The organism is Pantoea sp. PA1 (genome assembly GCF_056856975.1).
In genome coordinates this window covers 656,618-674,503 of sequence record NZ_JBXGEE010000001.1, presented here as the reverse complement: position 1 = coordinate 674,503, position 17,886 = coordinate 656,618, and the positions used below count along the sequence as shown (strand labels likewise).

The following is a 17,886-nucleotide window of genomic DNA, read 5'->3' as shown; positions in this document are numbered from 1 at the left end:
GCAGGTGCAAACGGTTGCCTGAATCCTTATGCTTAGACCCCGGCCAAAACATGCCTTCTGTTTCCTTTATGCCGGAGCTTCACTGATGACAGCACAACCTCAGCAACTTACCCTGCGTCGCCCTGACGACTGGCACATTCATCTGCGTGACGATGAGATGCTTAAAACGGTCCTGCCCTATACCAGCGCGGTTAATGGTCGTGCCATCGTGATGCCTAACCTGGTGCCGCCGGTGACCAGCGTGGCGGCAGGAGAAGCGTACCGTGACCGCATCCTGGCCGCGCTGCCCGCCGATCACGCCTTTACGCCGCTGATGACCTGTTATCTCACTGACTCACTGGATCCGGATGAGCTTGAGCGTGGCTTCACATCCGGTCTGTTTACCGCCGCCAAGCTCTATCCGGCTCATGCCACCACTAACTCCAGCCACGGCGTCACCAATATCGCCTCCATCGCCCGCGTGCTGGAGCGGATGCAGCAGCTGGGTATGCCGCTGCTGGTTCATGGCGAAGTCACCGATGCCCATATCGACATTTTTGATCGCGAAGCCCGCTTCATTGAGACGGTGATGGTGCCGCTGCGCAGTCAGTTTCCGGGGCTGAAAGTGGTGATGGAGCACATCACCACCCAGGATGCCGCGGATTATGTCGCTGCTGCCGATGAGACGCTGGGCGCGACCATTACGCCGCAGCACCTGATGTTTAACCGCAACCACATGCTGGTGGGCGGGATTCGCCCGCATCTTTACTGCCTGCCGATTCTTAAGCGCAATGTGCATCAGGACGCGCTGCGCAGGGTCGTGGCCAGTGGTCATCCGCGTTTCTTCCTCGGCACCGACACCGCTCCGCATCTGCAGCATCTTAAAGAGTCTGCCTGTGGCTGCGCGGGCGTATTTAATGCGCCGACCTCGCTGGCGGCCTACGCGACCGTGTTTGAAGAGCTGAATGCGCTGGAGCATTTCGAAGCGTTCTGTTCTGAAAACGGCCCGCGTTTCTATGGCCTGCCGCTGAATGAAGGCACAATTACCCTGGTGCGTGAGCCCTGGCAGGTGCCGGCGTCCATCTCACTGGGCAGTGACGCTCTGATTCCTTTCCTCGCGGGTGAAACGCTCAACTGGCGCGTTGCATAATTTTGCTTGCCTCCGGTGGATGGATACTGTAAATATATACAGTATCTTATCCGGAGGCTGCTATGCGTGTTGAAATTACCGTATCAAATACCCGACCTCTTCCTGCTGGCGCGATAGAGGCGTTAAGCGATGAACTGTCGCGCCGCATTGACGAACAGTTCCCTGACTCGACCAATCACGTCAAGGTACGTTATGCCAGTGCCAACAATCTCAGCGTGCTGGGCGGTGGAAAAGAGACGCGCGACCAGATCAGCGAAATCCTGCAACAGACGTGGGAGAGTGCTGACGACTGGTTCATTACTGATTAACCGCCACTGTGCTTTTTTTCCGGGTGTCGCCACCCGGTTTTTTTATCTTTTCTCCCCTCTCGCACTTCCCTCTTCCTGCATCTAGACTCTTACTGATCAATGCCCTATCCTTGCGCTCGTCACGCATAACAGGAGGTGCGACACCATGACTACTGATAAACCGGAAGAGGCGATGACCTTTGGTGAGTTGTTAGCACTGATTGGTGATCAGCAGCGTCGTTTAACGGTGCTGGAAAATGCCTTTTCCAGTCTGATTTTCTGTCTTGACGATCGTGCCAGCCAGCTGCTGGTGCACAATCTGTCGCTGGAAGCCCAGAATCAAAACCATGATGAACAGCTTCAGCAACATTTTGCCCGTCTGGCAGAGTCCCTGCAGAAACGCGTCGGCGGCATCGTGCCAGACAGCCCGGCGCTCTGAACCGGCGGCCTGCCCCGCTTTTCGCCTGCCCACTGAATCGTAGAAAAAATGCCTGCCTGCCAGGCATTTTATTTTTTGACTCCTGCCTGTTAAAAGCGAATATTCTGTGAGAAGCTGACTCACGGCATTTTTTAAACAGTGACACCCGGGTTTACTGTTATAATTGTTTCGCTATCGGAATAAAAAAGCCGCATTGAACCTCATCATGCACTTCGTTTAACGAGTAATAAGGAGGTTATAATGGACAGAAGAAAAGACGTTATTCAGACTCACCCGCTGGTGGGCTGGGATATCAGTACCGTTGATAGCTATGACGCCATGATGATCCGCCTGCACTCGCTGTCGTCGCAGGATCAAAAAGAAGAAGAAGCGGATGTTGGCCCCACCTACTGGCTGACAACGGATGTGGCAAGGCAGTTCATCTCGATCCTCGAAGCAGGCATCGCCAAGATTGAATCCGCCGAGCAGATGGAACGACTCCTCAGTAAGCATTAGTTTCAGCCACATCAAAGGGGCACCCTCAGGGGTGCCTTTTTCGTTTCTGTTTCGGTATGCTGTTGATTATCTGACTCTTAGAGCGTAGTTACCATGATTTATGATCTTATCGTCGTTGGCAGCGGCTCAGTAGGTGCGGCGGCTGGCTACTATGCCACCCAGGCAGGCCTCTCGGTATTAATGATCGACAGCGCCCACCCTCCTCACAATCAGGGCACGCATCATGGCGAGAGCCGTCTGATTCGTCACGCCTACGGCGAAGGTGAACGTTATGTGCCGCTGGTGCTGCGGGCGCAGACGCTGTGGGATGAACTGGAACAGCGAGCCGGTGAGCGCATTATGCATCGCAGCGGCGTACTTAACCTCGCCCCTCACGACTCCCCTTTTATCCGCAACGTTATCGACAGCGCAAGCCGCTGGCAGCTTAACATTGAGGTGATGCAGCCCGGGGAAGTGCGTCAGCGCTGGCCACAGATTAACGTACCTGAGGGCTATCTGGGCGTATTTGAGCCGCAGTCGGGCTTCCTGAAATGTGAACAGGCGGTGCGCAGCTGGGTTCAGCTGGCGGAACAGGCAGGCTGTGCCCAGCTGTTCAACTGCCCGGTCTCAGAACTGGGACGGGATGGCGATCTTCAGCAGGTTACGACGCTGGATGGTGTCTATCGCGGCCGTAAAATGGTGGTCAGCGCCGGTACCTGGGTCGGAAAACTCATCCCGAATCTGCCGGTTGCCCCTACCCGTAAGGTGTTTGCCTGGTATCAGGCTGATGGTCGCTACAGCGAGAACAACAGGTTCCCGGGCTTTACCGTCGAGATGCGTGACGGCAGCCAGTTCTATGGCTTCCCGGCCGACAATAACGCACTGAAAGTGGGTCGTCACGATGGCGGACAGCCGATGCAGCAGCCTGAAGATCGTAAACCCTTCGGTGCGGTGGCGGCAGATGGCAGTGAAGCTTTTGGCTTCCTGCGCCAGTTCTTACCGGGCGTCGGTGTCTGTCTGCATGGTGAAGCGTGCAGCTACGACTTCAGCCCGGATGAAGATTTTATTATTGATACGCTGCCGGGCGAACCCAATCGCCTGCTGATAACCGGACTCAGCGGACACGGCTTTAAATTTGCCAGCGTGCTGGGCGAACTGGCCGCGGAATTTGCGCAGCAGAAACCTTTTTCCTTTGATCTCTCTCCGTTCCGCCTTTCGCGTTTCTGACTCTGCAAACGGATGGCATCACAGGGTGCCATCCTGCTGACAAAAATTGACGCAAGCTGAATTTCCCTGACAAAAATTCGCCCTTATTTCGCCCCGATTGTTCATTTGCACGGAATGAGGTTGACCGTTTTCCCCTCATCAAAATTATTATTCAGTAATATTGCCCATTTCCCTGCCTTTTTATTCAACCTTTTCCGATGATTTTTTTAAGTATATAGAATCGTAAGGGCGATTGCTTTTATATTTCATAATGTGGATGCTTATTTCATATTATTTCTATGTGACACTCAGATTATGTTATTACGTAATACACCGCATCAGTTTGACCGGGTTGCTGTGCTGCTGCACTGGTCGATGGCGCTGGCCATTTATGGCATGTTTGCGCTGGGATTATGGATGGTCGGTCTGGGCTATTACGACAGCTGGTATCACGACGCCCCGGAAATTCATAAAAGTATTGGCGTGCTGCTGTTACTGACGCTGATTATCCGCCTGGTGTGGCGCGTTATTTCGCCGCCGCCCAGGCCGCTGAGCAGCCATTCCCCTCTGGTGCGCATCAGTTCTGTCGTGGCACACCTGTTACTTTATACCCTGCTGCTGGCCATTCTGATCAGCGGCTATCTCATCTCCACCGCCGACGGTAAACCCATCGCCGTGTTCAGCTGGTTTACGCTGCCTGCCCTGTTCAGCGGTGCAGGCGAGCAGGCCGACCTCGCAGGCGATATTCACCTCTGGCTGGCCTGGAGTGTGGTGATCCTGTCGATCCTGCACGGTCTGGCTGCGATAAAACACCATGTTATCGATCGCGATAACACCTTAAAACGAATGTCAGGTTTACGCCTCCCCTTACCCTCTGAAAAGGACAGATAATATGTTGAAGAAAAGTCTGCTGACGATGACCGCGGCCAGCCTGCTGCTCGGTTCCCTGAGTGCCAGTGCCGCTGACTACAAAATTGATAAAGAGGGGCAGCACGCCTTTATTCAGTTTCGCATCCAGCATCTGGGTTACAGCTGGCTCTACGGAACCTTTAAGGATTTCGATGGCCGCTTCACCTTTGATGAGAAGAACCCTGCCGCCGATAAAGTCGAGGTGACGATTAATACCAGCAGCGTGGATACCAACCATGCCGAACGTGACAAACATCTGCGCAGCGCGGATTTCCTGAACAGCAGTAAAAATCCGCAGGCGACTTTTAAATCCACGTCGGTGAAGAAAGAGGGCGATGAATTAGAGATTACCGGCGATCTGACGCTGAACGGCGTCACTAAGCCGGTGACGCTGGAGGCGAAGAAGCTGGGTGAAGGCAAAGATCCGTGGGGCGGTTATCGTGCTGGCTTTGAAGCGGAAGGTGAAATTGCGCTGAAAGATTTCAATATAACGAAAGATCTGGGGCCAGCCTCGCAGAAGGTTCAGCTGATGATCTCCGTGGAAGGTGTGCGTCAGTAAAGCCGCAGGCCGCCTGAATCAGTGTTCAGGCGGCCACGTTTACCGCTTTATGACTTCTTCGGCGCGGGAATGGTCATGTTTAACAGGCCACGCGACTTGTTAAAGATTTTATTGCCATTCTCTCGTCCGGCACGACGGGCGCGCTGCTCTTCCGGAGAGAGCTTCGCCTCTTCCTGACAGATCGGACTGCAGCAGTTCTCAAACTTCTCGGCGCAGCTCTTGCACTGAATAAACAGCAGATGACAGCCGTCATTCACGCAGTTGACGTGGGTATCGCAGGGCTCACCGCACTGATGGCAGTTTGCCAGCACATCGTCAGAAATCCGCTCCCCCATCCGCTCATCAAAGACAAAGTTTTTGCCTTTGAATCTGACCGGCAAGCCCTGTTCACGGGCGCGGCGGGCGTACTCGATGATGCCACCTTCGATATGGTAGACATCTTCAAAACCGTTATGCCGCATCCAGGCACTGGCCTTTTCACAGCGGATGCCGCCGGTGCAGTACATGACGATCTTTTTATCTTTCTGTTCCCTGAGCATATCCACGGCCATCGGCAGCTGGTCACGGAAGGTGTCTGCCGGCACTTCCAGCGCGTTGTCAAAACGGCCCACTTCATATTCGTAGTGGTTTCGCATATCGACAAACAGCGCGTCCGGATCGTCCAGCATGGCGTTGACTTCCGCCGCTTTCAGGTAGTGACCGACATTGCTTGCGTCGAAGCTGCTGTCCTCAATACCGTCCGCCACGATGCGATCGCGCACTTTCAGGCGCAGTACCCAGAACGACTTTCCATCATCATCCAGAGCAACGTTCATACGCAGGTTGTTCAGCGCGGGATCGAACGCATACAGCCAGGCCTTCATCTTTTCATACTGGCTGGCGGGCACGCTGATCTGCGCGTTGATGCCTTCATGGGCAACATAGACGCGACCGAACACCTTGAGGGCGGTCAGGCCAACATAGAGCGCATCGCGGAAGGCTTTAGGATCGGCAATCTGGAAATACTTATAAAAAGAGACAGTGGTGCGCGGCTCAGTTTCAGCCAGCATGCGCGCCTTCAGCTCTTTATTGGAAACGAGGTTATGTAACACTGGCATGGTGTTCTTTCCTGTTATCAATAGGAGAAAATTAGCGGGCACATGATACCTGATTTCAGGTGTATGCAAAGCGTTGCGTCAGGACCCATCATCAGTTGCTGTTTTTTCCGGCACTTGCGGCGGCTTTCTCCCCGCTCATTGAGGCGCGGTTCCATCAGCGATATTTAAGCGAACGTTAAAAACTGGCACAATAGTGTAAATCAATGAGATATCAGCACCGCAGGGTGCATGACGCAGGAAAATTAACCTTCACATGACTCAGTTGCCTCAGTTTTCACGAGAACTGCTTCACCCGCGCTATTGGCTGACCTGGCTGGGTATCGCTTTTCTTTATCTTTTGGTGCTCCTTCCTTATCCCCTTCTCTATGTGCTCGGCTGCAATATTGGCCGTATCGCCATGCGCTTTATGAATCGTCGCGTCAGCATCGCCCGCCGTAATCTGGAATTAAGTTTTCCGGAGATGCCGGTCAATGAGCGCGAGGCGATGGTGAAACATAATTTCGAATCCGTCGGCATGGGCCTGATTGAAACCGGCATGGCGTGGTTCTGGCCGGACTGGCGTATTAACAAGTGGCACAAGCCGTCCGGTCTGGAGCATATTCAGGCCGCGCGCGACAACCAGCGCGGTGTGCTGCTCATCGGCATGCACTTTCTGACGCTGGAGATCGGCGCGCGCATGTTTGGCATCCACAATCCTGGCATTGGCGTCTATCGCCCCAATGACAACAAGCTGATTGACTGGCTGCAGGTCAAAGGTCGCATGCGGTCAAACAAAAGCATGCTCGACCGTAAGGATCTTAAAGGAATGATCCGCGCCCTGAAGCAGGGGGACATTATCTGGTATGCCCCTGACCACGACTATGGCCCGCGCAGCAGCGTCTTTGTGCCCTTCTTTGGCGTGGAAAAGGCGGCAACGACGGTGGGGACCCATCTGCTGATCCGCGCAGGCAACCCCGCAGTCATTCCGTTTGTGCCGCGTCGTCTGCCTGGTGGCCGGGGCTATGAACTGATGATCCTGCCCGACATCCGCAGCGAATTTACGCTGGAAAACGATGAAGTTACCGCGGCCAGGATGAACAAAGTGGTTGAAGAGGGTGTGCTGCTGGCACCTGAGCAATATATGTGGCTGCATCGCCGCTTTAAAACCCGTCCGCAAGGCGAACCCTCCCGCTATTAATCTGTCACGCTAAACGGTCTCACGGCCGTTTAGCGCCTCTTCTGCTGCAATGCTCTGCCCCGATAAATCAATCGCGCGGCTGCCCGATATTGCGGCTTCCCGGTTTAACGATCCAGCTATTATCAGATACGCTCGCAGGAGACGCTGATTTCCACCGCATTCAATCAGCCCGGCTTATTTATTAAAACCACAAAGAGCCGCCTGCTGCATATTCTGGCAGACATTCATCAGATTTTAATTATCCTGCTTTAATTTCCGCTGGCGCTAATTATTTTTATCACCAGGCCTATTCCTATTTAGCCAGGCTTAATGCTTTCTGGTCGCTTATCAATCCACTAAAATTAACTTAATTAACAAGGCATTGTCATACAAGCCGCCGACATATTCATTTTTACAAAAATTTAACAGCCCGATATGCCGTTATTGCATTTGAACCTGTTCCGACTTAACGGTAATTTCAGCAGTGACATTCAGGCTTTTAACGACTTCAGCTCAATTATAAAAAAACGATTTCACACAGCGAACCTCAGGGGATCCCTAATATGAGTAAAGGTCTCTACTATTACGTCACCATTACGACCGATCAGGAGAACTACCATTTTCTTCATCGTCAGGGATGCAGACGGATGCCCGGCAAGGAGCAGATGATTTTTATCGGCACCCTGTATAATCTCAGCCAGGCCTTATCCATCGCCAGAATCAATTTTAAGAAAGTTAAACCCTGCATCAAATGCTGTATTCGCTACGCGGCACCGGTTATTCATGAGTCGGTACAGCCGGTTCTGCACTTCCCGCAAAAAATGCGTTAATCCCGCTGCTGGCGGGAAGTGGTTTATTTCCCGCCAGTCACACGCCCCCGCCCTTTCCCTCCGGCAAATTTCGTCTATTCTTCACTGAAATCAAGTGAACCCGGTAAGGAGAAGATCGATGAGCATGTACAGTACCTTAGAGGAAGCGATTGATGCTGCACGTGAGGAGTTTCTCGCAAACAACCCTGAAGTGGATGAAGAAGAGGCGTCGGTCAGCCAGTTCGGCCTGCAAAAGTATGTGATGCAGGATGGCGATATCATGTGGCAGGCTGAGTTCCTGGTCGACGAAGGTGACGCAGGCGAATGCCTTCCTTACCGCACCGGTGAAGCTGCTCAGGCTATTTTTGACGCTGATTTTGACGAAGTGGAACTGCGTCAGGAGTGGTTAGCGGAAAACACCCTGCACGAGTGGGACGACGGCGAGTTCCAGCTGGAGCCGCCGCTGGACACCGAAGAGGGTGAAGCCGCGGCTCAGGAGTGGGAAGATGATAACAGCGACTCCGATCGCGGTTATTCGTAAGGACCATGGCTGGCATCCACTGGCAACAGCAGGGTGTCCAGCACCAGCGACAGGGGCAGATCAAGGATGGTCAGCACCCGCCATCCGCTGTCGCGTACATCCCACTGTACGCCTGGATAGTACTGATTACCGTGTCCCTGTCCGGGCACGGTTCGGCTGATAATACTGCCGCATCCGCTTAAGCAGAGCACCGCGAGAGCGATAACACCTGCCTTTAAAACTCGTTTCACCACAAAACCCGCCTTTACCTGCCCCAGAGAGTGTCACGCGCGGCATGCGGTGACGGCCTGCGAGTAAATTATCATCCCCGCCCTGTTTTCATCCCATAAAAAAAGCGGCATCGCTGCCGCTTTTTCAGATTACGCGTTTTTTGCCAGCGCGTTAGGGTTGAGCGTCAGTTTCTGATAACTCTCTACCCATTGGTGATACTTCTCCGCATTTTCCCACAGTCGGGTATGGACGCGGGCCAGCACCACCGGATCGCTGATCAGCTGCAGACGCTGGTCGCGGCTGAGTTTTTCCGGTGCATCGCTCAGCGCCTGATCGACACGACGGTCACGGGCGTAGTCGAGTAGCTGACTCTGCCGGTGACGTGAAGTCGCCAGCGCTGTCGCCAGCGCGTTAAACGCCGGATGGAACAGCGCGTGCATAAAGCCGTTCTCCAGTACACGTTCGCGGTTAAGCTGCAGATAGCGGTCGGTGTCCACCAGCTCCTGCGGCGGTGAAGACTCTTCCGGGATCAGGAACAGCTTCGCGCGCTTGCTCTTCAGGCCCAGCGTTGCGCGGCTCGACATCACCGACACAAACGGTGACAGGATCAGGGAGAAGACGATCGGTGCCAGCCACCACAGGAAGTTGAGATCCAGCAGTCCCATACCAATTGCCCACACCAGACCCAGTGCCATCTGTGAACCGTGACGTTTGAACGCCTCGCCCCATGGCGTCGCATCGTCATCACGCTGCGGGGAGTTCCAGACGACTTCCCAGCCAAGGAAGGCGCTGACCACAAACACGGTGTGGAACAGCATGCGCACCGGGGCCAGCAGCACCGAGAACAGCGTTTCCAGCACCAGTGACAACAGCACGCGCAGTGCGCCACCGTAAGGCTTCGCCCCTTTAAACCAGATCAGCACCACGCTCAGCAGCTTCGGCAGGAACAGAAGCACCATCGTGGTCGAGAACAGCGCTATCGCCAGCTCCGGACGCCACTGCGGCCAGACCGGGAAGAGCTGTCGCGGCTGCAGGAAGTAGGTCGGCTCCATAAGCGTATGCACGACCTGCAGGGCCGTGGAAAGCGCCAGGAACAGGAACCACAGCGGAGCTGACAGGTAGGACATCACGCCGGTCAGGAACACCGCGCGGTGAACCGGGTGCATCCCTTTTACCAGGAACAGACGGAAGTTCATCAGGTTACCGTGGCACCAGCGGCGGTCACGCTTCAGCTCATCCAGCAGGTTCGGCGGCAGTTCTTCATAAGAGCCCGGCAGGTCATAGGCGATCCAGACGCCCCAGCCGGCACGACGCATCAGTGCCGCCTCGACGAAGTCATGCGACATGATCGAGCCCGCAAACGACCCCTCGCCCGGTAGTGGCGCCAGCGCACAGTGCTCGATAAAGGGTTTCACGCGGATAATGGCGTTATGCCCCCAGTAGTGCGACTCGCCCAGCTGCCAGAAGTGCAGACCGGCGGTAAACAGCGGACCATAGACGCGGGTCGCAAACTGCTGACAGCGCGCATAGAGCGTATCCATTCCTGAGGCTTTCGGCGACGACTGGATGATCCCGGCGTTCGGGTTAGCCTCCATCATACGCACCAGGCCGGTCAGGCACTCGCCACTCATGACGCTATCGGCATCCAGCACGACCATGTAGCTGTAGTTGCTGCCCCAGCGACGACAGAAGTCATCGATGTTCCCGCTTTTACGCTTCACACGACGACGGCGACGGCGATAGAAGATCTTGCCTGCCCCGCCGACGTCACGGACCAGTTCCATCCAGGCTTTCTGTTCGGCAACGGCGATATCCGCATCGTAGCTGTCACTGAGGATGTAGACGTCAAAGTGCTCTGCGTTACCGGTGCGAACCACTGACTCCCAGGTCGCACGCAGACCGGCGTAAACACGCTCTACGTCTTCATTACAGATCGGCATAATCAGCGCGGTGCGATGCGCCGGATTCAGCGGCTCATCCCCGACCGTGGAGTAGGAGATGCTGTATTTATCGCGCCCGATCAGCAGCTGCAGGAAGCCCATCAGGGCGGTCCAGAAACCGGCTGACACCCAGCAGAACAGAATGGCAAACAGGAACAGGATGCCGGTCTGCAGCACATACGGCAGGATCTGCATCACTGACTGCTGCCAGTTCTGGTTGATCATCTCCATCGGGTCCAGCAGCGTCCAGCCCTGATAGGGCAGAATGCTCTTCATGTACCAGGTGGCGACCACGGTCTGGAAAATCGTCAGGATCAGCAGAATGTAGCGACGAATCGAACCGACATGACGCCACTTCTCTTCGGCTCGCTGCTCTTCCGCACTGGCGTAGCGCGGCACAGATTTGCGTCCACGCAGAGAGTCCCAGGCGCGGGCAACCGGGTTGGTGCGCCACGCTTCCGGGAACATCAGTGAACGTTTGACTTTGGGCATCGCCTTCAGCGTGGTGCGGTCGAGGTAATCTTTACCTAGCTGCTGACCGCCCGCCAGTGCATCGGGCCAGGCCATTTCCACCCGCGATGAGACCGATTTTAACGGCGCATCGTCGGGACGGTCACTGGCTGCGACATCCCTGCCCAGCACATCATGAATGAAGTGGAACGCACTGGCATTCTGCAATGAGACGCTCAGGCGAGACTTCCCTGCCGCATCCAGCGGCAGAGATTCCACATAACGTTGAGGTGTAAAAGTCGATTTATTCATTGGCAGGTAACTGATAGCTCCAGGTTTCCGTCAATGTCTTGTCGCCGCTAACCAGCGCCGCACGCATTTCGGTGGACTGCTTGGCATCTTTCACACGCAGACGCAACACCAGACGCCAGCCTTTAGTGACCGGGTTATAACGTACGCTCTGCTCAACCACTTCAGCGTTTTTACCGACGCTGAACTGCGGGGTCACCTGACTGTTTTCCGCCATCTTACTCATGTCTTTACCCACGAAGTCGATGGTGAAAGCCACGGTGCCATCCGGCTGACGCACCAGGTTTGACTGCTTCACGTCACCCGCTGAGCGCAGGGTGTTTTTGACCCAGGCAATGTCATCCGAGTGCAGCTGCTTCTCGTCGCGCGAGAAGTGCAGGCGATATTTGAAGTTCATCTCTTTGCCAGGCTCTGGCAGCGTCTCCGGCGTCCAGAACGCAACGATGTTATCGTTGGTTTCATCGGCCGTCGGGATCTCAACCAGTTCAACCCGGCCTTTACCCCAGTCGCCTAATGGCTCCACCCAGCCGCTTGGGCGCAGGTCATAGCGGTCATCCAGATCCTGATAGTTGCTGAAGTCACGCCCGCGCTGCAGCAGACCGAAGCCTTTCGGATTCTCGATAGTGTAGGTGCTCACCGCCAGATGGCGCGGGTTGTTCAGCGGACGCCAGATCCACTCTCCGTTGCCATTGTGGATAGAGAGGCCGTCAGAGTCATGCAGTGCCGGACGGAAGTTATTCACTGTCGATGGCTGGTTCTGGCCAAACAGGAACATACTGGTCAGCGGAGCAATACCCAGTTTGCCGACGTTGTCACGCAGGTAAACTTTGGACTGCACATCCACGGTAGAGGCTTCACCCGGACGCAGCACGAAGCGATACGCACCCGTCGCACGAGGCGAATCGAGCAGCGCATAGATCACCAGCTGTTTGTCCTGAGGTTTCGGACGCTCAATCCAGAACTCTTTGAAACGCGGGAACTCTTCACCGGACGGCAATGCCGTGTCGATGGCGAGTCCACGCGCCGACAGGCCATAGACCTGACCGGCACCGATTACACGGAAATAGCTGGCGCCCAGGAAGCTGGCGATCTCATCGTTTTTACCCTTATTATTAAGCGGGTAAAGCACTTTGAAACCGGCAAAACCGAGGTTTTTAACGGCGTCAGCGTCATGTTTTACGTTACCGAAATTGAAATAATCGGGGCTGTATTTGATCTCACGCACCGCGCTGGCGGTCACTTCGTTGATCTGCACCGGGGTATCGAAATACATCCCCTGGTGATAGAACTCCAGCTTGAACGGCGTGCGCAGTTTGCCCCAGTACGCTTTATCGTGGTTAAACTGGATCTGCTGATAGTCAGCAAATTTCATTTCACGAAATTGAGAGGGTAAATTGCTTTTAGGCGCTTCGAAGCTTTTCCCTGCCAACGCTTTGGCTTGTGTGGCAACATCATCAATGTTAAACGCCCAACTGTTATTGGCATATAACGCCAGCAGAACCGCAGTACCAATCCAGCGTACCTTCATCAGTCCGGCTTTATTTTTTTCTTTAGTCAGCACATCCCCCCCTTTCGTGTGCTTAAATCAAACCCGTTTATCTTAAAGGATTATTCGGTTTTCCGACAGCTTATGCGCAACATTGTTCCCGCATTTCGTCAGGCTTAACGCTACTTTTAGGACAATTAGACACTACGGATTCCACTGATAGTATACCCGGTTTATGGCAGGTAGAATTTTACCCGGACATAATCCGGTTTCAGGGTGAAACTGGCTAACCGTACTAACGAACTGGAACTTTATGAGTACTGTAAAACCTGAACGTGAATATTTCCTCGACTCTATCCGCGCCTACCTGATGTTGCTGGGGGTACCGTTTCACGTTTCCCTCATCTACTCCGCGCAGAAATGGGCAGTGAACAGCCAGGAAGCCTCGTTATGGCTGACGCTGCTGAATGATTTTATTCATGCATTTCGCATGCAGGTGTTCTTTGTTATCTCGGGTTACTTCTCCTACATGCTCTACCTGCGCTATCAGCCGCGGCGTTTCCTGAAGGTGCGTCTGGAACGCGTCGGGATCCCCATGCTCACTGCGGTGCCGCTGATTACGCTGCCGCAATTTTTCATGCTGAAAGCCTGGACAGATAAACTGGCCGACTGGCCCCGCTTCACCCCCTATCAGAAGTTCAATAACCTGATGTGGGAGCTGATTTCACACCTGTGGTTTCTGGTGGTGCTGGTGATGCTGACTACGCTGGGTATGGTGACGTTTCGCTGGCTGCGCGACCAGCACCGCGCCATCGACTACACGCGGGTCGGCTGGGGTACGCTGACGGTGGGTGTACTGGCCTGGGCCCTGCTCTGGTGTGTGTTCCGCCGTCTGGTGTTTATCTTCCAGCCCGCCTGGCTGATGGATGGTCTGTTCAATATCATCGTGATGCAGACGCTCTTCTACCTGCCCTTCTTTATGCTGGGCGCACTGGCGTGGAAACACCCGCCGCTGAAAGCGCTGTTTGTTCGGTTTAATCCGGTGATGTGGATTGGCGCGCTGCTGCTGTTTATCGCCTACTGCACCAATCAGCGTCTGAGCAGTGGCGATGGCTGGCTGTATGAGCTGGATGCGCTGATTACCACGCTGATGGGGCTCTGCATGCTGAATGTCTGCTTCTGCTTTGGTCATAAGCTGCTGAATGCGCATTCGCCGCGCATTATGTATCTGGTTAATGCGTCGCTGTTTATCTATCTGGTGCACCATCCGCTGACGCTGCTGTATGGCATTTATGTCACGCCACGGATTGAAAACAACACGCTGGGGTTCTTTGTCGGCTTACTGATGGTGTTTGGCATCGCGTTTCTGCTGTATGAGATCCACCTGCGCATTCCACTGCTGCGGTTCCTGTTTTCGGGGAAGTTTGAGCGTAAAGAGGTCTGACGAAGCATGTGAGACAGGGCGCACCGGCTTTCATCGTCGGGCGCCTGGTGAGCAGGCTCAGGGAGGCTGTGCCTTACGCAAAGACGCAAAACCGCCATCCCTGGCAGGCTCAGCGCGGGCCATCCCTGGCCCGCTATGCTTTGCTACAGGTACAGCCTCCCATCGCTTTACGTCGGGCAGTCGCCTGTGAGAGTCCCGCCCTGGAGTAATGGTCGCCATGAAGCAACGCCTCCGGGATGAGCCTGCGCATGTGCCTGTGCAGGTGCGCACGCAGGCGCAGGCTTACAGCAGCCACTCAATCGGCAGTCGCCACACCAGCCGCACCTGCAGTCGTTGCCACCAGGAGCAGTCCGGTTCGTGCTTATGCACAATCTGCTGCGGCTCGTCCGGATACTCCAGCCAGTTCACGCGCCCCCACTTATCCAGCCGCAGTGTCCAGGCCCGATCACGCATCGACTGACTGAAGCGCTGGTGCGTTTCTCCGGCCAGCGCCGCACTCTCAATCACCAGCCCCATTTCAGTATTCAGCACCGCTGAGCGCGGATCGAAGTTAAAGGAGCCGATAAACAACGTCTTTTGATCCACTGAGAACGTTTTTGCGTGCAGGCTGGAGCCCGAGTTACCGGTTAACCCCCGATCGTGCGGCGCATCCTGCATGGCCGCCTGCGGTTTCAGCTCATAAAGCGCAATGCCGTGACGCAGCAGTTTTTTACGCCATCGGGCGTAACCGGCATGAACAATCGACACGTCATTGGCCGCCAGCGAATTGGTCAGAATGGCGATCTTCACCCCTTTGCGTTTCAGCGCCAGCAGCTGAGCGACGCCCGCGCGGGTCGGCACAAAGTAAGCTGAGATAATATCGAACTGTTCTTGTGGCGTGCCAATCACCTCCAGCATACGCTGCGGCAGCAGGCTTTTCGCGCGCGCTTTACCCAGCCCCTTGCGCGGGTCATCACTCAGCAGACGTGCTTTTGCCCAGGTCAGATCCAGCGTGCCCTGCGCCATCTCCTGCAGCAGCGACGCGTTTTCCAGCCGCTGAAGATAGCGCTGCACCGGCTCACTGTGACGCCATTCGGCGGGCAGGCTCACGCTATCCTCGTCCGGTTCATCATCATCCAGCACCTGCTGCAGCGGCGCGACCGGCTTACTGTGCCAGTAGCGTTCAAAATCCCCGGCCACCTCGCTGACCACCGGCCCAATCGCCATGACGTCGAGATCGGCAAACAGCGGCTCATTACCGGTGCCAAAATATTCATCGCCAATGTTGCGCCCGCCCACAATGGTGGTGACACCATCCACGGTGAAGCTTTTGTTGTGCATCCGCCGGTTCAGACGGGCGAAGTCAGTGAGATAGCCCAGTGCGCGCAGGGTGCGAAAAGAGAAAGGATTGAAGAGCCGCACCTCAATATTGGGGTGGCGGTTGAGCTGAGCAAGGGTGTCATCCAGGCCAGGCGTATTGTTATCATCCAGCAGCAGTCGTACCTTGACGCCGCGGCGCGCCGCCTCCAGCATGGCGCTGAACAGCAGGCGGCCAGAGAGATCGTTTTGCCAGATGTAGTACTGAATATCGAGTGACCGCGCCGCCTTTTGCATCAGCAGATAGCGTGCAGCGAACGCATCCAGCCCGTCGCTGAGGGGATGGATGCCGCTCAGCCCCGGGTGGCGCTGACACTGAGGGGCCAGCTTTGTTTCCAGCCAGCTGGCAGGCTCCGGTGAGTGGGCGAGTTCAAACGCTTCGGTCATGACAATTCCCTGTATATGGCAGTTATTTTTATTATTCCCCGGTCCCACCGCTGAGGCTATACCTCTGTTCCGACTTAGCAAAAAGTCGCGGGCGTTTTTTAGTCTAGACTTAACCGGACGATCTGTGACCGGCAATGCTCCGGCAGGAGAGGAATATGTCTCATCACCCCCTTTTTGATGCCAGCCAGCGCCACCATCCCCGTCTGTTTCGCAGTTTTTTCCAGGGCAGCTTCCCCTGCTCCACGGCCTGCCGCACGCCCGGAAAACGGCTCGATATGGTCATCAGCAGCGGGCATGACATGCTGCTGGAAAAGGATTATGCGGCCCTGGCTGAGCAGCATCTGCTGACCGCCCGCGACGGTGCACGCTGGCACCTGATTGAGAAGGTGCCGGGTCACTATGACTGGCAGAGCTTTCTGCCGATGGTTGAGGCAGCGCGGCGTCAGCAGGTAGAGATCATCTGGGAGCTGGCTCACTTTGGCTATCCGGATCATCTTAATATCTGGAAAGCGGAATTTGTTGACCATTTTAGCCGTTTCGCCCGCGCAATGGCGCAGCTGATGCGCGATGAAGGCATTGAAAATCCCTTCTTTACGCCGGTTAACCAAATCTCATTCTGGTCATGGGCCGGGGCGGAGGTGGCCTGGTTCAATCCGCATGCCGCAGGACGCGGCAAAGAGCTGAAGCGCCAGCTGGTGCGAGCGTCTCTGGCGGCGATCCATGCCATCCGGGAGGTCTATCCGGGGGCGCGGTTTGTGCTGACCGACCCGCTGGTGCAGATCGCCCATCATCCCACTAATCCGGACAGCAAACCCTACGCCGATGCCCAGCATCAGGCGCAGTTCGAAGCTTGGGATATGCTGGCCGGTCGCGTGGATAAAGAGCTGGGCGGCAGCGAAGATTGCCTGGATATTCTCGGCCTCAACTACTATCCCGATAACCACTGGTTTTTCCCCGATCAGCCGATGTCGCTGGAGGAGCCGGAGCGGGTGCCGCTGCACATTCTGCTGGCGCAGTGCTGGCAGCGCTTCCAGCGCCCGATGCTGATTGCCGAAACCGGCGCGGAGGGCGAGGCCCGTGCCCCCTGGCTGCAGGAGGTCAGTGAGAACGTGGCGGTGGCGCTGGATCAGGGGATTGCCGTAGAAGGCATTTCGCTCTATCCCGTGGTGGAGTATCCCGCGTGGGCGGATGACCGCCGTTCGCCTGGCCCGCTGCTGGGATTAGCGGACCCCAATGGCAACCGTAATCTGCATGAAGCCCTGGCGCTGATACTGCGCAGCCAGCAGATCAGGTTCACGGCACGCGATCAGACATGCTGAGCGGGTGGCTTTTTGGGGTGGCAGGACTGAACGTCGAGTGAAGGATCGGCAGGATGCCGGACATCGGTCAGCCAGACCATGGTAAACAGGAAGGTAACGCCGATCAGGCAGGCCGCCAGCAGACCGATAATGGCGATCAATTTGTCATCTCTGGATTCCATTGCCCTCTCCTTATTCCCTGCGCTGACGCAGCGGTCTCTGTCAGCTCATCCAGAGCGTAATCATCAGGACGAAGATTATAAGCGTTACCGAGGTCACCGCAAGCACCACTATCGCAAAGTGCGCATCGTCCATGGAGTGGCGAATCGGCTCATCGTGATCATCGGGCGGCAAAGGTAACGACATAACTATCCTGTGAAAAAGCATGGGCCGCCGGGAG

At 55.5% G+C, this 17,886-nt stretch carries 19 protein-coding genes; 12 read left to right on the top strand and 7 right to left on the bottom strand.

Annotation, left to right across the window (positions count from 1 at the left end; all coding sequences use genetic code 11):
* Positions 1 to 85 precede the first annotated feature (85 nt).
* The 7 genes from pyrC (at position 86) to AC1V0D_RS03430 (ending at position 5,003) form a co-directional block, all read left to right on the top strand.
* Positions 86 to 1,129, top strand: a complete 1,044-nt coding sequence (pyrC, locus tag AC1V0D_RS03460) for a dihydroorotase (protein WP_482906967.1) — start codon at positions 86 to 88, stop codon at positions 1,127 to 1,129.
* A gap of 62 nt (positions 1,130 to 1,191) precedes the next feature.
* Positions 1,192 to 1,437: a DNA damage-inducible protein I gene (dinI, locus tag AC1V0D_RS03455; protein WP_003849907.1), complete on the top strand. Its 246-nt coding sequence runs from the start codon at positions 1,192 to 1,194 to the stop codon at positions 1,435 to 1,437.
* Between the two features lie 145 nt (positions 1,438 to 1,582).
* A complete protein-coding gene (locus tag AC1V0D_RS03450; RefSeq protein WP_009090903.1) occupies positions 1,583 to 1,855 on the top strand; it encodes a hypothetical protein in 273 nt (90 codons plus the stop codon).
* A 240-nt stretch (positions 1,856 to 2,095) separates the two neighbouring features.
* Positions 2,096 to 2,350 carry a biofilm formation regulator BssS gene (gene bssS, locus AC1V0D_RS03445; RefSeq protein WP_009090905.1) on the top strand — a complete coding sequence of 85 codons (255 nt, stop codon included), beginning with the start codon at positions 2,096 to 2,098 and terminating at the stop codon, positions 2,348 to 2,350.
* 93 nt (positions 2,351 to 2,443) lie between these two features.
* Complete coding sequence (gene solA, locus AC1V0D_RS03440; RefSeq protein WP_046101588.1) at positions 2,444 to 3,556, top strand: N-methyl-L-tryptophan oxidase; 1,113 nt, start codon at positions 2,444 to 2,446, stop codon at positions 3,554 to 3,556.
* 294 nt (positions 3,557 to 3,850) lie between these two features.
* Complete coding sequence (locus AC1V0D_RS03435) at positions 3,851 to 4,426, top strand: cytochrome b (RefSeq protein ID WP_482906966.1); 576 nt, start codon at positions 3,851 to 3,853, stop codon at positions 4,424 to 4,426.
* A 4-nt stretch (positions 4,427 to 4,430) separates the two neighbouring features.
* Positions 4,431 to 5,003 carry a YceI family protein gene (locus AC1V0D_RS03430; protein ID WP_009090908.1) on the top strand — a complete coding sequence of 191 codons (573 nt, stop codon included), beginning with the start codon at positions 4,431 to 4,433 and terminating at the stop codon, positions 5,001 to 5,003.
* A 47-nt stretch (positions 5,004 to 5,050) separates the two neighbouring features.
* Here AC1V0D_RS03430 and trhO read toward each other — a convergent pair whose 3' ends face one another.
* On the bottom strand, positions 5,051 to 6,100 hold the full coding sequence (gene trhO, locus AC1V0D_RS03425) for an oxygen-dependent tRNA uridine(34) hydroxylase TrhO (RefSeq protein WP_009090909.1): 1,050 nt from the start codon (positions 6,098 to 6,100) through the stop codon (positions 5,051 to 5,053).
* Between the two features lie 253 nt (positions 6,101 to 6,353).
* On the opposite strand from trhO, the gene AC1V0D_RS03420 reads away from it, so the two are divergent.
* The 3 genes from AC1V0D_RS03420 to AC1V0D_RS03410 all read left to right on the top strand — a co-directional run bounded on the left by AC1V0D_RS03420 (position 6,354) and on the right by AC1V0D_RS03410 (position 8,606).
* On the top strand, positions 6,354 to 7,277 hold the full coding sequence (locus AC1V0D_RS03420; RefSeq protein ID WP_009090910.1) for a Kdo(2)-lipid IV(A) acyltransferase: 924 nt from the start codon (positions 6,354 to 6,356) through the stop codon (positions 7,275 to 7,277).
* A 542-nt stretch (positions 7,278 to 7,819) separates the two neighbouring features.
* Positions 7,820 to 8,086, top strand: coding sequence for a hypothetical protein (locus tag AC1V0D_RS03415; RefSeq protein WP_009090911.1), 267 nt, complete (start codon positions 7,820 to 7,822; stop codon positions 8,084 to 8,086).
* Between the two features lie 118 nt (positions 8,087 to 8,204).
* Complete coding sequence (locus tag AC1V0D_RS03410; RefSeq protein ID WP_009090912.1) at positions 8,205 to 8,606, top strand: MysB family protein; 402 nt, start codon at positions 8,205 to 8,207, stop codon at positions 8,604 to 8,606.
* On the opposite strand, the gene AC1V0D_RS03405 is transcribed toward AC1V0D_RS03410, so the two are convergent.
* From AC1V0D_RS03405 to AC1V0D_RS03395, 3 genes are all read right to left on the bottom strand, one after another.
* Positions 8,597 to 8,836 carry a YceK/YidQ family lipoprotein gene (locus tag AC1V0D_RS03405; protein WP_033736571.1) on the bottom strand — a complete coding sequence of 80 codons (240 nt, stop codon included), beginning with the start codon at positions 8,834 to 8,836 and terminating at the stop codon, positions 8,597 to 8,599. The genes AC1V0D_RS03410 and AC1V0D_RS03405 overlap by 10 nt on opposite strands.
* Positions 8,837 to 8,965: 129 nt before the next feature.
* Positions 8,966 to 11,518, bottom strand: coding sequence for a glucans biosynthesis glucosyltransferase MdoH (gene mdoH / locus AC1V0D_RS03400; RefSeq protein WP_009090914.1), 2,553 nt, complete (start codon positions 11,516 to 11,518; stop codon positions 8,966 to 8,968).
* The gene (locus tag AC1V0D_RS03395; protein ID WP_482907394.1) at positions 11,511 to 13,046 is read right to left on the bottom strand and encodes a glucan biosynthesis protein G; all 1,536 of its coding nucleotides are present in this window, start codon (positions 13,044 to 13,046) and stop codon (positions 11,511 to 11,513) included. The genes mdoH and AC1V0D_RS03395 overlap by 8 nt, the downstream gene beginning before the upstream one ends.
* Before the next feature lie 268 nt (positions 13,047 to 13,314).
* Here AC1V0D_RS03395 and mdoC point away from each other — a divergent pair, with 268 nt between their 5' ends.
* The gene (gene mdoC, locus AC1V0D_RS03390; protein WP_111208047.1) at positions 13,315 to 14,445 is read left to right on the top strand and encodes a glucans biosynthesis protein MdoC; all 1,131 of its coding nucleotides are present in this window, start codon (positions 13,315 to 13,317) and stop codon (positions 14,443 to 14,445) included.
* 282 nt (positions 14,446 to 14,727) lie between these two features.
* Here mdoC and AC1V0D_RS03385 read toward each other — a convergent pair whose 3' ends face one another.
* Complete coding sequence (locus tag AC1V0D_RS03385; RefSeq protein ID WP_009090917.1) at positions 14,728 to 16,188, bottom strand: phospholipase D family protein; 1,461 nt, start codon at positions 16,186 to 16,188, stop codon at positions 14,728 to 14,730.
* Positions 16,189 to 16,343: 155 nt separating this feature from the next.
* On the opposite strand from AC1V0D_RS03385, the gene AC1V0D_RS03380 reads away from it, so the two are divergent.
* Positions 16,344 to 17,507 (top strand): glycoside hydrolase family 1 protein, encoded by a 1,164-nt coding sequence (locus AC1V0D_RS03380; RefSeq protein ID WP_046101584.1) that lies wholly within the window; start codon positions 16,344 to 16,346, stop codon positions 17,505 to 17,507.
* On the opposite strand, the gene AC1V0D_RS03375 is transcribed toward AC1V0D_RS03380, so the two are convergent.
* Together AC1V0D_RS03375 and AC1V0D_RS03370 are read right to left on the bottom strand one after the other, a co-directional pair.
* Positions 17,495 to 17,668, bottom strand: coding sequence for a hypothetical protein (locus tag AC1V0D_RS03375; RefSeq protein ID WP_009090919.1), 174 nt, complete (start codon positions 17,666 to 17,668; stop codon positions 17,495 to 17,497). The genes AC1V0D_RS03380 and AC1V0D_RS03375 overlap by 13 nt on opposite strands.
* A gap of 40 nt (positions 17,669 to 17,708) precedes the next feature.
* Positions 17,709 to 17,852: a hypothetical protein gene (locus AC1V0D_RS03370; RefSeq protein WP_009090920.1), complete on the bottom strand. Its 144-nt coding sequence runs from the start codon at positions 17,850 to 17,852 to the stop codon at positions 17,709 to 17,711.
* Positions 17,853 to 17,886: the final 34 nt, after the last annotated feature.